Source organism: Paenibacillus sp. FA6 (assembly GCF_051550225.1).
GTDB lineage: Bacteria > Bacillota > Bacilli > Paenibacillales > Paenibacillaceae > Paenibacillus_AQ.
Window position 1 is genome coordinate 2,646,268 of record NZ_CP188820.1, and the last position, 14,314, is coordinate 2,660,581.

14 protein-coding genes are annotated in these 14,314 nt (G+C 38.5%); all 14 read right to left on the reverse strand.

The genetic code is table 11. The annotated features are described in order from the left end of the window. Positions 1-7: 7 nt before the first annotated feature. On the reverse strand, positions 8-1,069 hold the full coding sequence (locus tag ACP8HI_RS12495; protein WP_438351388.1) for a hypothetical protein: 1,062 nt from the start codon (positions 1,067-1,069) through the stop codon (positions 8-10). An 80-nt stretch (positions 1,070-1,149) separates the two neighbouring features. Beyond that, on the reverse strand, positions 1,150-2,016 hold the full coding sequence (locus tag ACP8HI_RS12500; protein WP_438351389.1) for a hypothetical protein: 867 nt from the start codon (positions 2,014-2,016) through the stop codon (positions 1,150-1,152). A 426-nt stretch (positions 2,017-2,442) separates the two neighbouring features. Further along, complete coding sequence (locus ACP8HI_RS12505) at positions 2,443-2,724, reverse strand: hypothetical protein (RefSeq protein WP_438351390.1); 282 nt, start codon at positions 2,722-2,724, stop codon at positions 2,443-2,445. A 16-nt stretch (positions 2,725-2,740) separates the two neighbouring features. After that, complete coding sequence (locus tag ACP8HI_RS12510) at positions 2,741-3,109, reverse strand: hypothetical protein (RefSeq protein ID WP_438351391.1); 369 nt, start codon at positions 3,107-3,109, stop codon at positions 2,741-2,743. Between the two features lie 48 nt (positions 3,110-3,157). Continuing rightward, positions 3,158-3,811 carry a hypothetical protein gene (locus ACP8HI_RS12515; RefSeq protein ID WP_438351392.1) on the reverse strand — a complete coding sequence of 218 codons (654 nt, stop codon included), beginning with the start codon at positions 3,809-3,811 and terminating at the stop codon, positions 3,158-3,160. 212 nt (positions 3,812-4,023) lie between these two features. After that, a complete protein-coding gene (locus ACP8HI_RS12520; RefSeq protein WP_438351393.1) occupies positions 4,024-4,335 on the reverse strand; it encodes a hypothetical protein in 312 nt (103 codons plus the stop codon). A 716-nt stretch (positions 4,336-5,051) separates the two neighbouring features. After that, positions 5,052-5,885, reverse strand: coding sequence for an FRG domain-containing protein (locus tag ACP8HI_RS12525; protein ID WP_438351394.1), 834 nt, complete (start codon positions 5,883-5,885; stop codon positions 5,052-5,054). A gap of 377 nt (positions 5,886-6,262) precedes the next feature. Continuing rightward, a complete protein-coding gene (spo0A, locus tag ACP8HI_RS12530; protein WP_438351395.1) occupies positions 6,263-7,069 on the reverse strand; it encodes a sporulation transcription factor Spo0A in 807 nt (268 codons plus the stop codon). A gap of 199 nt (positions 7,070-7,268) precedes the next feature. Continuing rightward, positions 7,269-8,603: a SpoIVB peptidase gene (gene spoIVB / locus ACP8HI_RS12535; protein WP_438351396.1), complete on the reverse strand. Its 1,335-nt coding sequence runs from the start codon at positions 8,601-8,603 to the stop codon at positions 7,269-7,271. Positions 8,604-8,719: 116 nt separating this feature from the next. Continuing rightward, on the reverse strand, positions 8,720-10,444 hold the full coding sequence (gene recN, locus ACP8HI_RS12540; RefSeq protein WP_438351397.1) for a DNA repair protein RecN: 1,725 nt from the start codon (positions 10,442-10,444) through the stop codon (positions 8,720-8,722). Between the two features lie 38 nt (positions 10,445-10,482). Beyond that, the gene (gene ahrC, locus ACP8HI_RS12545) at positions 10,483-10,932 is read right to left on the reverse strand and encodes a transcriptional regulator AhrC/ArgR (RefSeq protein WP_438351398.1); all 450 of its coding nucleotides are present in this window, start codon (positions 10,930-10,932) and stop codon (positions 10,483-10,485) included. A 27-nt stretch (positions 10,933-10,959) separates the two neighbouring features. Continuing rightward, on the reverse strand, positions 10,960-11,442 hold the full coding sequence (locus tag ACP8HI_RS12550) for a hypothetical protein (RefSeq protein WP_438351399.1): 483 nt from the start codon (positions 11,440-11,442) through the stop codon (positions 10,960-10,962). Between the two features lie 67 nt (positions 11,443-11,509). After that, a complete protein-coding gene (locus ACP8HI_RS12555; RefSeq protein ID WP_438351400.1) occupies positions 11,510-12,352 on the reverse strand; it encodes a TlyA family RNA methyltransferase in 843 nt (280 codons plus the stop codon). A gap of 28 nt (positions 12,353-12,380) precedes the next feature. Then, on the reverse strand, positions 12,381-14,288 hold the full coding sequence (dxs, locus tag ACP8HI_RS12560; protein WP_438351800.1) for a 1-deoxy-D-xylulose-5-phosphate synthase: 1,908 nt from the start codon (positions 14,286-14,288) through the stop codon (positions 12,381-12,383). Positions 14,289-14,314 lie beyond the last annotated feature (26 nt).

Sequence of the window (14,314 nt, forward strand, 5' to 3'; positions counted from 1 at the left end):
AACGATATTAAACGAAATCATACTTCTGGGCATTAATCTGAACATTCCCATCAGCTGAAACTTTGACGTCCTTCTTCGCATGTAAAGTTACATCACCATCTGGAGTCAACTCAAAGCTAGTGCCATTAGATAAGGTAATCTTCACTCCACCTTGATCAGCCTCAATCTCATAATTGGTTGCGACCATATGTATCTTGCTATTCTCTGCCTTCATCAAAACCTCATCATCCATGAGTCTTAATGAGCGCTCTTTTCCGTAATTGGAATTATAGTACAACATATCAAAACTACCTTTTGGCTTAGTCACAAATCCCTTTCCGCTCATTGGCTTAGAAGCCATTTCAGGAGAAATTGGATTGTTACTATCAAAACTCTTGGCTCCATCTCCCTCTCCAAAAATCTGGACTGGGAAAGCATCATTACCAGAACCTACAAATGTAAAATGTTGAAGGATTCGGTTAGGGTTAGACTTACGGATAGTATCAGGTTCTGTGAGTAGTATTTCTTCAGTTTTTCCGCACTTATTAGGAGTTAGGTGATACACAAAAATTGAATGCCCTACGCCTTCATCAGCCACACCTTCATAAATGGGAATAAAAAAGTCAGGTGTGATATTAACAGTACGCAAATCAATCAGTTTACTTGCTGCTCCCATATTCGAGCCATACGCCATGAATGAGTTATTTTTATGACCATAATGTCGATCAGTTGGAATAAATTTAAGCCAATTACTTGTACACTGTGCATAGGCTAATCCATTCTCAGTGAAGCCATATTTACTAAATGCAAGCTCATCTCCGTCATCTGCATGATTTTCAAACAAGTTTTTACCTAGTTCTGTGAGTTTTTCAAAACTCCTATTATCTTGCTGTTTAAATATGCCTTGCAGATCCATTACTAAATCCACATCTCCTGCAAAGAAGTATGCTTCATTATCGATAATGATTAATTTTTTATCCGTAGTTTGGTGCTTATTTCGATATGAGATACCCTTGTATTTAAAGGATATAGCAGTATCTACTGCTATATAATGTTCTTTTTCCTTACTTGCTGATATGCATAAACTCATTTTATGTAATCTCCTTTTTAGTATGGAAGCGGGAGAACGGATCTCCCGTCTCCAATATGTATTGATTAGTGCTTTTTTTATTATCCAACGTCTATCTCTTTTGGTTTAACTCTCTTGCTTTTTGGTAGAGCCATTATTTCATTGAGCTTAATTTGATTACTGATACTAACTTGAAAAGGTATTTCACTACCATCTGGTAACCTGTCCATAAATCTCACAGGAACGATACCATTGCTTACTTCCATAAAGATTACAGCATCCCCAAATTCTATATCTTTATCTTCCATATCCAAACTTTTTTTACCATGTAAAGCATCCTCAGACTGAATTAGAAACTCTTGACCTTCATTTTCAACTATCTCGCCAGTATCAACTTGAATTCTCCCAAAGCGATCCCGCATTGCCGCTGTAGAATCAAATTTCTCAACTGACTGGTTATTGTACTTGTCTCCAATTTTCAAGGCATACAATACTTTAACTATTGCCTTGCAAACGTTATTTTTTATAGAGAGCATCTGAATATTATCCAATGTGTAATCCTTCAACTCATCAATCCTATCTATGCTTGGACGGTCTGCCTGTTCGCCAGACTCTTCATAATAATATGATTGCTGAACCCATGCTTTCCACATATCTTCTTTTTTCAGGATAATATCCAAAGTCATTAATTGTGAACTGTCCCAGTCACAAGATATCTTATAATAAACCCCCGTATTATATTTACATGCGTTAATCCTGCTAATGGTCGAGTCATGAAGTAAATGCGCTGCTACAATTTCACTATTCTCTATTAACCTTCTTTGAAGCAAACTCTGAACAAATTTAATTGCCCTCGGATCATTAAATCTTTCTCCATGCTCTTCTTTCCAACTTTCAATTTCAGTAAGCGGAATAATTCTTGGTCGTCCACGACCCTCTTTCTTGATGATATCATTTTCACTATTCATTTATTCGTCTCCCAATATTTCAAAAAGTATCTATATAAACACGCCTCACCTTATGACGTGGAAGCTTATTTATGGTATTGACTAGGTTTCGTTATAAGCCTAAAGAATATTAAAATACCTCTTTCGTTTACTTGCAACTGTGAGTCCGACATGATATTATTGCTGTATAAATACAGATACTTTACTATGAGACTACCCTCTTAAGGTAATTCAACAAAATTAAACATTCAATAGACATCACTCCTCTCGAAATTAATTATAAAACTAATAGATACGAAATTGTAGTTCTCTTCCACTACACAATATAGCTTACCAATTTGAGTCTTGAAAAATCAAGGCCTCTTAATGTTTTGTATATAGTGATAAAAATAATTGTGAGATGTTACAAGATTCGCAAGCTTTGTCTTCTCAATTTCACCGACCCAACTATGTGTCAATATGCACACTCGAAAACTTCTCCAATCCCTCATTACTATGAATATAGTAAGCGTGTTCCCACTCTCCTTCTTGCTGCCACTCAAAACTATAATGTAGATCATGTCCTTTTGTAGCAATAGCACAACACCTGATCTCTGTTTTTACTCCATAAGAATGATCAGTCAATATAGTCCCTACTGGTATGATCGGTATCTCGATTGCCTGATCTGCACATCTGATTGCGTCAGACTCTCTCAAATACACGCTACCGCATTTAGTGCAGGTATACATAGTATTCCTCCTTTTTTTACTGTAAGATATTGAACTCGTCCATTACACGATGAGCTGTGTTTTGCAATCCTTCGAGATTTCCATCAAAAATCTTCCAATAACGCTCATTCACCTCTGGAGTCCAAGCATCTGTAGCCACAAATCTAGCCAACCAAGGATCATTCGGTTCATAATCGTTTCTCAGCCCCTCTTGCTCAAATTCGAATAAGAGTTCTATAAAGTCGGATTTGTTCGTCTGAGCCAATTCTAGACAGTTCTCCTGTTGTTTTAGCCACTCTCTACCATTATCATTGGTCATTTCGAACATTCTTACCGTTGGAACCATTTCTAATTGGATAGCCATGCGATTGGCTAGGTTGATTTGTTCGATTGTTGCTGTTGTCATTGTTTATTCCTCCCAAGTTTTTTTTGATATTATATATGAACACTGATATTAATCAGCGGATTCATCAGGGTCATCGGAATCAAGAATACGTTTAATCGCCTGTTCAATTCTGGTCACCTTAAATGAAGTTAACTCAAATGTCTCATCTTCCTGCATTCGCCTGATGAGATCAAGCACGACATTAAATATAAAATAATTAAAATAAAACTTGTTGTTATAGCCTACCTGTTTACTTGTCTGAACAAAATCTAAGTTGTTCTTTGTATACGTATGATAACGAACCATAGTTCTTATATCGTTTATCATGTCCTCTTTCGATTCGTATTCGAAATCCTCATATTCCTCATAGTTTAAATCATCTAGTCCATTAAGTAATAAGCCCATATTCTCTTCTGTTTCTTCTGTAAGAACTTGAAGTTCCTCATAGTCTTCTGGAGAACCGCTATACTTGATATTAGCTGTATTCTGAAGTTCAATCTTCATCATCTCTTCTGGTGTTAATTCTTTCATAAAAAGATGTTCTGGAAGATCGAATGTTATTGATAATTCTTTAAGCCATTTATCAGGGATTTTCCTTCCGCTTCTTGATTCACTATCATATTTTAACCATGCGTTGATATTCTGTGGTGTAGTTCCTAACTCTCTAGCTAATTCTGAAAAGCTAGTCTTATAAATCTTACATATTTCACTTAAACCAATCATAATAGCACCTCTGTTTTAATGTTTAAAACAACTTCATAATTAATTTATCATGTTTTAAACATTAAAACAAGTGTTTCTCAAATTTTTATTTCAAACAACGTCAAAGTAAAAAAAAGCCCATGAGAACATCCTCAAGGACTTTAGCTTTGTTTATGGACTAATTAACCGTCATTATTCCTGTAATTTAATCCCCAGATGAGGACTTTTTATTATTAAAGTTTGTTTAATTCAATTCCTTGTGTATCAAAAAAGGATCTTAAGTCCCTAGCCATTTGACTAGCAACTTCTCCACCGACCTTTGTGCCTGAAAGATGTGAATATCTACTTACTAATTCATGTATAGTTGATTGTCGATCATTAGAAGCATTTATATAATATGGAGCCAGAGCAGCAACAAATGCTGAAAAAGCTCCCCCTTCCAACTCTGTAAAATCCGCATCTGCTACTACCATTCCACGTCTACTTACGCCACCTAATGCCCCTCTAACGATTGTCTCTAACGTCATGTGATCTTGATGTGACAAAACTACCATCTCCTCTAATATATTAGTGTTTATTCTATTTCATACATCATATTATACCATGGTATAATATTAAATCAGGAGTATTTTCAAACATTTATATATTTGAGATCAGTAAATTCATGATCTTGCTCTTCAGATAATAACAGCTCGTAATGATTAGTTTATTTCTAGTCAGGTTAGAACGACTAATCAAGGGATTTCTATCTCACAAGTTGTTTCCTAAACTCTTGAGGACATACTAAACCGACTTAATAAGCTGATTCGAATATTTCCTCACCTATTGAATACATACTGCTTAGAATGCAATGTAGAAAGTTTGAAGTTGGAGTGTATTGGGCTGAATATATTAGCAAGCCTAACGTGTCTTCTTGGTGATTGATACCAGTGCCTACTCATCCTTTTGTACATGCTTGTGGTGGCTTTGCATGTTACGGTATTAATGAACGCCCCTACAATGGTAGTTAATAAAAGCCTATTTAAAAATCAACCCTCATAACCCCATAAATTTGAATTTGATCAGGTTCGACAAGGTCTAACAATCTAATTCTCTGCTTAGCTTCTTCACACAATGTGTCGATATTATCCAAATCAGTATTCATATCAATAGTTGTTGATTTGGTTTCCATCGAGAACATTCCCGCTCCAGTAATGTTTAGGACACTGTAATTGACAATGAGTTTTGATTGACAATGAGACACTCCTTACAAAGACTAATTTCATTTAATTGATTTCTTAAAAAACATTTCTCTAATCTCGTCATTATTGAAATTAGGAATCCCTCTGCTCATCAGCCTAAGTTTGTTACCTTTAGTACTATTATTATTAGCATATTTCGCTAACCCATCTAAATCGGGGAATAAGGTGAAGTAATCTATTCCACATTGATGTAAGTATCTAATTGCATCAGATTTTAATTCTGGTTCTAAATCAATATAAGAAAGAGCATTCATTTTTATTAAATCACCATTAAACTCCTCATCCAACGATTCTAATGTGTTCCCTTGTAATGTAAATGTCCCTCTTTGACGTGTAATTCTATTATTATTTCTAGGTGGATATATTGCTATAGAATTGTTTGAAAATTTTGTTGCATCATCTAAGCATTCTTCATATTCACCTAAAATATCAGCCCTTGTAGTAGCAGGTCTTTCAATAGATAACCGATTTAATTCTGCGGGATCAAGTAACCATATTCTCGCATTATTTTTTTGTTCATCCCAGTTGGCACATGCAAAAAAAAGAGCTACTGCAAAGGACTCCGACCAATCAAGAAGTCTAGTTTTAACTCCATGATGCTGCATTAAAAACAATAGTTCCCAATCAGTAAGGTTATTATGGATATGTGATCCTAAATTATTAAAGATTGTATAGTTACTGTCTTCTATATATAAATAGCTAAGTAAGTCTTCATGGTCATCTCTAAATAATCCTGACTTCAACACATATGAAGAATTACTATGTCCTCTAAACCATAGTCTTTTCATATAAGTTTTATCCTCAATCTCACAAATTAAGTCTAGAAACTCTTTCCACTTTACGGAATACCCCATATAAAATCTCCTTATCTAGTATTACATGATAGGGACATTTTACCACATGAAATGGTTGGAGAGTGTGACGGTCTAGTTTTATTGAACGATATAGTCCATTTTATTCACAGTTTTATTCCTCGTAAATTTATTGGAAATGAAAAAAAGACGTTCCTCCGCTGTACAACCGAAGAACGTCCACTTGTCTTTAATATTGAATTACGTTACTATTACCCTCAACTAAACGTCCGACAAACTCACGTGAAAACCGAATAAAATACTTCAAAGTTTATCGTTATGGGCACTTCATAGTTTATCGGAACCCTGACAAGTTAACTTTCGTAAATTCACCGTTTCAGCTACCGAATATAAGGCGCTAAGTCAAGCGTTGATGCCCCTCAGCTAACCTTATGCTCAATTCTAAGCTTGTCAGCTACCATCGCAATAAATTCCGAATTGGTGGGCTTAGACTTGCTTATATTGATCGTGTAGCCGAACAGGTGGCTGATGGAGTCGATGTTTCCGCGTGTCCATGCTACTTCTATCGCATGTCGGATGGCGCGTTCTACTCGGGAAGGCGTTGTTTTGAATTTTTCGGCAACCGCTGGATAAAGAGTCTTCGTGATGGCGCCTAGAATTTCTATGTTGTTATACACCATGGTGATGGCTTCGCGCAAATATTGATATCCTTTAATATGTGCAGGAACGCCAATTTCATGAATGATGGATGTAATGTTAGCGTCTAAATTTCTTCCTTTGCCCAATGGAAGCACGTTAGATCTGTTGTGTAACATGGAGGACATACTTGGTGAATTCACATTGGGTTGACCCACCAATTGACGAACACGATTCGCAAGAACTTCCATATCAAATGGTTTCAATATGTAGTAGGAAGCACCAAGTTGCACAGCTCTCTGGGTGATGTTCTCTTGACCGAACGCCGTTAACATAACGACTTTGGGCTGTGGCGAGAGATTCATCTCACGCAGACGTTCAAGCACCCCAAGACCATCTAGATGAGGCATGATGATATCTAAAATTAACACATCAGGTGCTTTTCTAGATTCATTGATCATATTGAGCACTTCCTCGCCATTATAGGCGATTCCGGTAACAACCATATCTTCTTGATCCGTCAGGTATTCGGCAAGCAAATTTGTAAATTCTCGGTTGTCATCCGCTAATAAGATCTCGATTTTTTGCAATTTTGGTTCCTCCTTGGTTTCCCTTGATAATTATTTAACTGTGATTTTTTTCCTCTCCAAACATAGTTTCGACATCGAAATCCAAATCCCTTCTGTCGAAAATTATTTTTGTTTATTTTTTTATCATCTTCCTATATAATTGATTCCTTTTTTACAGCATATGATCTTATTCAACTATTTATGACAAAAAACCTTAAAGCTAACTCGCTTTAAGGTTTTTTTGTTGATTTGAAGTTTTGGGTATAGCTCCGGAATCCTGAAGCATCCATTCGATGAAACATCCATAGCCTGATTTAGGGTCATTCACAAATACATGTGTTACTGCACCAATTAATTTGCCATTCTGTATAATCGGACTACCACTCATGCCTTGAACAATACCACCTGTCTTGCTAATCAGTTTCGGATCCGTAATTTTTATGACAAGTCCCTTCGTTGAAGGTGCATCTTGCCTTGCCACATGAACAATCTCAATTTTAAACCTTTCAACCTGCTGACCATCCACGACAGTCAATATTTCTGCAGGTCCTTCCTTCACTTCTTCTGCAAAAGCAATTGGAATCGGTTCTTTATATACACTGTGTTCAGGATTCTTTGTCATTTTACCAAAAATTCCAAAATGAGTATTACTTACAATATTACCAATAATATTGCTTTCCTTCAGAAAATGAGCTCTTTTCTCACCCGGTTCACCATCTTGGCTTTTAGAAATTGAAGTTACGTTGGATTCAACAATTTGTCCGCTACCGACAACGATTGGGGTTTGCGTGTTCATATCAGTGATGACGTGTCCAAGTGCTCCATATACGCCTTGATCAGGTGCATAGAAGGTTAGAGTACCCACACCAGCTGCTGAATCACGAATATAAAGGCCAAGCCTCCAGGCTTTGTCCTCATCATCATAAGCAGGCGTCAACTTGGTTGATAACACCTTATCTCCTCTTTTAAAAGAAATATCAAGCTTTCTCTTACTTAATCCAGCTTCATCGACCATGCTTCCTACTTTACTTATATCCGTGAGGGGAACTCCATTCATATGTGTCATTAAATCACCTAATTGAATACCAGCATTTTCACCTGGAGATATTCGACTATCGTGACTTACGTTGACTAAATGATGTCCTACAACCAGAATACCAGCTGATTTCACTTTCACTCCAATGGTTTGTCCTCCGGGGTACACTTTTAATCCTGGAATAACTTGAACTCTCATCGTCTTAAAAGGGATGGTACCGAATGCTTTCAGGGTAAGACGAGCATTGCCACTACGCTTGGAACTGAGCTGCAAAGGATGACTAGGGGACACTTGGAGCGTTGGTTGTGCCGTGCCATTCATTTGTAGTACATCAGGTCTATCTACAGAGGCTTGGGCATGAACCGGAACTGCCAACTGAAGTGTAGATAAATCACCCGTAAATAACCTTACATCGTTAGGCAAAGCAGCAAAACTTTGTACAGGTTCACTTGTACCAACGAAACACAGAACGCAGGCAGATAATAGGCCAAATAATTTCTTCCTGAGGTTGGAGCTCAATGGCTGTCACACTCCCTTTTGCTTCTTTCGCTTGACGAAAGGTGGTCGCCAATTGCGTACCTTTAAGATAACCCCGCCCTCAGGCTTTTATTACTGTCAATCATTACTCCAATCCCTTACCTGGCAGCTTTTCTCGCTTCAGCCAACTTCAGCATTTCTTGAGCATGATGACGAGTTTTTGTCGTTATCTCAACACCACCAAGCATACGAGCAAGTTCCTCAATCCGCCCCTCTTCAGACAGATTGTCTACCCTTGTCATCGTTCGTCCATCTATAATGTTCTTCTCAATTAAATACTGGTTATCGGCCATACAAGCCACTTGTGGTAAATGGGTAATGGAGAACACTTGGCAACTCTCCGATAGCTTAAAGAGCTTCTCTGCAATCGATTGAGCTGCTCTACCGCTGACCCCGGTATCCACTTCATCAAATATAAGAACGGGGATCCGATCATGACGCGCAAATATCGTCTTCATGGCGAGCATAATTCTTGAAAGCTCTCCACCTGATGCAATTTTGCCAAGAGGTCTTAACGGTTCGCCTGGATTAGGGGATATCATAAATTCGACGTTATCCATTCCCTGTTTCGTTAATCGAACCTTATGACCCTCCACTTCATATCCACGTGGATCCTCAAGCAGATCATGCTTCACCTGAAGGGATGTACGTTCCATTTGAAGATCCTTAAGCTCTCCTTCAACTTGCATCCCCAAATCGGCTGAACATTGTCTTCTGGCCTGACTTAATTCAAATGCAGATTGAAGTAAATCAACAAGCAGGTCATCCCGTCGTATACGAAGGTTCTCCACATGCTCATCTTTATGTTCAATCAAATCACTTTCCAGTTTTATCTTCGCGTAATAATCTAGAATTTGTTCAACACTATCTCCATACTTCCTTCTTAACGTGATGATCTTATCAATACGTTGTTCAATTTCTTCTAATCGCTCAGGATTAAACTCAATATTCTCACGGTAATCCCTTAACTGAAACGTTACATCTTCAAGCTGGAAGTAAGCAGATTGTATCTGCTCAAGCATAGACTTTAATCCACTCTCATCATAATGAACAATGTCTTTCAGAAGAGTAACCGCGGAACTAATGGAACTTATACCATGTTGTCCGTACAGAATATCATACGCACCCGACACAGAATCCATCATTTTCTCACTATGGGATAGCTTGACCCTTTCGTCGGCTAACCATTCATCTTCTCCTGATTTTAAATTTGCCGCAGTAATTTCCTCCAATTGGAATCGATACAAATCCAGCATTTGGAATGACTTTTGGCTAGTATTTTGCAACTCACGGAGTTCTTTTTCAACTTTAATAAATACGGAATATTGCGCTTGATACCTTTCTTTCAACGGACCGATGACTTCTTCACCATATGTATCCAGAAAGAATAAGTGTCTATCTGGACGTAGCAAACTTTGATGCTCATGCTGACCGTGGATATTCACCAAATGATCACCCACTTCACGTAGCATCGTAAGATTTACAAGTTGTCCATTAATTCTAGAAGTACTCTTCCCTTGAGATGTTATTTCACGTCTGATCACCAAATGCTCTTCGTGATTGCCGTCTACGCCGATCTTGAGAAGTGCATCCCATATGGGATGTCCTTCTTGTAGCTCAAACAGTGCTTCAATCTCAGCCTTATCACATCCATAACGAATAAGATCAGCAGACCCTCTGCCACCGGCCAAAAGACCGAGTGCATCAATGATGATGGATTTACCTGCTCCTGTCTCACCTGTAAGTACATGAAATCCCTGATAAAATTGTACATCAATCGCTTCAATAACAGCTAAATTCCGAATGGATAACGTTACTAACATGAATCAATCCCACCTTTGGCTCTTACTACGTTCCAATATTAAGAAATAAAACTCATAATTTGAGTGATGACGTAAAGACTGTCTTCCTCAACCCGACAGATCATAAGAATCGTATCGTCTCCACAAATGGTTCCCATAATCTGATTCCACTCCATATTATCCAATAACACGGCCACGGAGTTGGCTGTTCCCGGAAGACACTTCATAACGACAAGATTGCCTGTATGATCGATATGAACGAAATTGTCTACAAGTGCTCGCTTCAATTTAATAACAGGGTTGTAGCGCTGATCCGTAGGCATGGAGTACTTATATTTCCCTTCATCCGTTGGTACTTTAATGAGTACTAATTCTTTAATATCTCTAGATACTGTCGCTTGTGTAACCTGAAATCCAGATTCTCTTAACGCATCAACCAATTCGTCTTGCGTTTCAATATCCCGTTGTGAAATGATTTCACGAATTTTAATATGTCGTTGTCCCTTCATAAATGCCTCCTGAGGTAAGCTGATATTTTACTCATTCTCACCAATATATTCTTCTTCATCCCAGTCAAAGTAGATTTCTCGTACCTCTTCTTCGTTTATATTGACATAAAGCACTCCTGCACTATCTGGATATAACAAAAAATACGGTAATAGACGATCTCTAAGTGAGCTTCCAGTCCATTCCAAGGGCAGTCGCTTACGCGCTGTCTTGACCAGATATACAGCACCCTCTTCATTCAATGCTACATAATCTATAAACAATCTGCTAAAGTATTCCTCTTGATCCACTTCGAAATAAAGGGGGATTTTGACTCGTCCGCCGATCACTTCATATCCTTTACTTCGCATTAAATCTACCGCAGGGTGTTCCGGTATGTACTCATTAAAAGGGATCTTCAATCTATGATCGATTGTTGGATCCTGAATCCAATTTTTAGCTAGGATGACTACACCCATCATGAGGACAATACCAATGACTATCATAACAAATAAATCAGTTTTCTCTCCCATGTGAATCACCTCTTTAGAAGTATTCGCGAATACCGGAAAAAAACCTTTTTTCAGCAAAGAAACCCATCTACTTAGATGAGTTCCCCTTAAACGTATATGTGGCTTCTTGTATCACTCGATCTATGAGAACTTTGATCTTATCTTTATCCATAGGGAGTTCTTCAAGTGTTGAAGTATCCAATTTCCAGTGAGCCAAAAATTCTATATTACCTTCCCCACCTGTAATGGGTGAGAAGGTCAGACCTTGCAATCGGTAACCTACTTCTTCAGCAAACGTTAGAATCGTCGATAGCACATCACGGTGGACCGCAGAATCACGGATGATACCAGATTTCCCCACCTTATCGCGTCCTGCCTCGAATTGTGGCTTGATCAAAGCGACAATACTTGAAGGTTGATTCAACAGTGCCATCAAAGGAGGTAATATGATTCGAAGTGAAATAAAAGAGACATCAATACTCGCAAAATTGGGTATCGGTCCTTTTAAATCTTCAGGTGTCATATATCGAAAATTTGTTTTTTCCATAACACATACTCGATCATCGCTGCGAAGAGACCAATCTAATTGATTGGTTCCCACATCGATAGCGTACACGTAATTCGCTCCATGCTTAAGTGCACAATCGGTAAATCCACCTGTTGAAGACCCAATATCAAGCATGATAGCATCTTGCAATTCAATTTCAAATTGATCGATAGCCTTCGCAAGCTTCAGCCCGCCACGACTTACATATGGATGAACAGCACCTTTTACCCTGATCACAGCATCTCTAGGAATCTTCATTCCTGGCTTCTCAATACGTTCTTCAGCAGCAAAAACCAATCCCGCCATAATCGCTGCTTTAGCTTTCTCACGGCTTTCATATAAACCCTGCTCTACAAGCAGTATATCAATACGTTCTTTTTCCATATATTCACCTAATTTTCGTCTTCACGCCTTAAGACGGAAAGTTTCTTTGACTATATTCATAGGGATGAAGTGACATTAGTGCATGAATCTCTTCACATACTGCCTTCACCGTTAGATCCGTTTCTTCACGTTGTTCTTTAATGCTTCCATGTTCAATAAAACGATCAGGAATGCCCATGATGGATACCGTTGTATTGAATAAATGCTGACTTGCGTAGAATTCAAGAACCGCGCTACCTAGACTTCCTGCCTCACACGCTTCTTCTAATACGATCATATTCGTTCTTGATTTAGCAAGGGAACGCAGCATATCTTCATCCAGTGGTTTTATGAAACGCGCATTTACAACTTGTAGCTGAATTCCATCGCGCTTTAGCTGTTCAGCGGCGTCTAATGCTACTTGAACCATCGGTCCTACAGCAAGAACAGCATATCCCTCTCCTTCGCGAACCGTTTCCCATGTTCCAATTGGAATAGATACTAACGTCTCATCCATAGAGACACCTAGCCCATTAATACGTGGATAACGATACGCTATAGGTCCGTCATTGTATTCTAACGCTGTGAACATCATATGACGAAGCTCATTCTCATCTTTGGGCATCATAAGAACCATATTGGGGATATGACGCATGAAAGCAATATCATATACGCCTTGATGCGTTTCTCCATCTGCTCCAACGAAACCAGCTCGGTCTATAGCAAACATCACGTTTGCGTTATGTCTGCAAATATCATGTACAATTTGATCATACGAACGTTGCATAAAGGTAGAATACACTGCAAATACAGGTTTCATACCTTCCATTGCTAGTGCAGCACACATCGTTGCAGCATGTTGTTCCGCAATACCCACATCAATCATCCGCTCTGGGAATCTTTTAGCGAATGGAAAGAGTCCAGATCCGCCGGGCATCGCCGGTGTTACAGCTATTATTCTTGAATCACGTTCACCCAGCTCTATTAATGTCTGTGCGAACACATCCGTATACATCGGGTTTCCCGCAGATTTCAAAACTTGGCCAGATTCTATTTTGTAAGGTGTAATACCATGCCATTTGTAGAAATCAGTTTCCGCTGGTGTGTACCCTTTGCCCTTGGTTGTAAGAACATGAACAAATACTGGGCCGTCTACATTATCTGCTTGGCGGAAAGCCTCGATTAATTTCTGAAGGTCATGTCCATCAACCGGACCAAGATACGTAAATCCTAATTCTTCAAAAAGAATACCAGGTACAACCATATATTTAAGGCTATCCTTTAATTTCTCTACAGTCTTAGCTAACTTACCGCCAATCGCTGGAATTTTCTTCAACAACACTTCAACTTCGTCTTTTGCACGTAAATAATGTCGATCCGAACGTATCTTACTTAAATAATTGTGCATCGCACCTACGTTTGGAGCAATGGACATCTCGTTATCATTAAGAATGACCATTAACTTTTTCTTCTCGTGACCAATATGATTCAGCGCCTCAAACGCCATACCACCAGTAAGAGCACCATCACCGATTACTGCAACTACTTTGTTGTCTTCACCTTTCAAATCTCTGGCAAGAGCCATTCCCATGGCAGCAGAAAGAGAAGTACTGCTATGCCCTGCTTCCCAGACATCGTGTTCACTTTCAGATCTCTTCACGAACCCACATAATCCTTTATACTTACGCAAAGTATCGAATCGATCCATGCGGCCTGTAAGTATTTTATGGACGTACGCTTGATGTCCTACATCAAATATGAATTTATCCTTAGGGCTGTTATAACAGTAATGAAGAGCAATTGTAAGCTCCACTACTCCTAAATTGGGTCCTAGATGTCCACCTGTTACCGACAACTTCTCAATAAGAAACTGTCGTATTTCAGTTGCAAGAGAAGTTAGTTCATCTACCGATAGAGACTTTAATTGTTCTGGCTGATCTATTTGTGGAAGCTGCACTTTAATCTCCCCACTTTTCTTCAATA

Coding starts and splice junctions, on each gene's coding strand:
- ACP8HI_RS12495 (WP_438351388.1), bottom strand. CDS start 1,069: ATGAGTTTATGCATATCAGCAAGTAAGGAAAAAGAACATTATATAGCA.
- ACP8HI_RS12500 (WP_438351389.1), bottom strand. CDS start 2,016: ATGAATAGTGAAAATGATATCATCAAGAAAGAGGGTCGTGGACGACCA.
- ACP8HI_RS12505 (WP_438351390.1), bottom strand. CDS start 2,724: ATGTATACCTGCACTAAATGCGGTAGCGTGTATTTGAGAGAGTCTGAC.
- ACP8HI_RS12510 (WP_438351391.1), bottom strand. CDS start 3,109: ATGACAACAGCAACAATCGAACAAATCAACCTAGCCAATCGCATGGCT.
- ACP8HI_RS12515 (WP_438351392.1), bottom strand. CDS start 3,811: ATGATTGGTTTAAGTGAAATATGTAAGATTTATAAGACTAGCTTTTCA.
- ACP8HI_RS12525 (WP_438351394.1), bottom strand. CDS start 5,885: ATGGGGTATTCCGTAAAGTGGAAAGAGTTTCTAGACTTAATTTGTGAG.
- recN (WP_438351397.1), bottom strand. CDS start 10,444: ATGTTAGTAACGTTATCCATTCGGAATTTAGCTGTTATTGAAGCGATT.
- ahrC (WP_438351398.1), bottom strand. CDS start 10,932: ATGAAGGGACAACGACATATTAAAATTCGTGAAATCATTTCACAACGG.
- ACP8HI_RS12550 (WP_438351399.1), bottom strand. CDS start 11,442: ATGGGAGAGAAAACTGATTTATTTGTTATGATAGTCATTGGTATTGTC.
- ACP8HI_RS12555 (WP_438351400.1), bottom strand. CDS start 12,352: ATGGAAAAAGAACGTATTGATATACTGCTTGTAGAGCAGGGTTTATAT.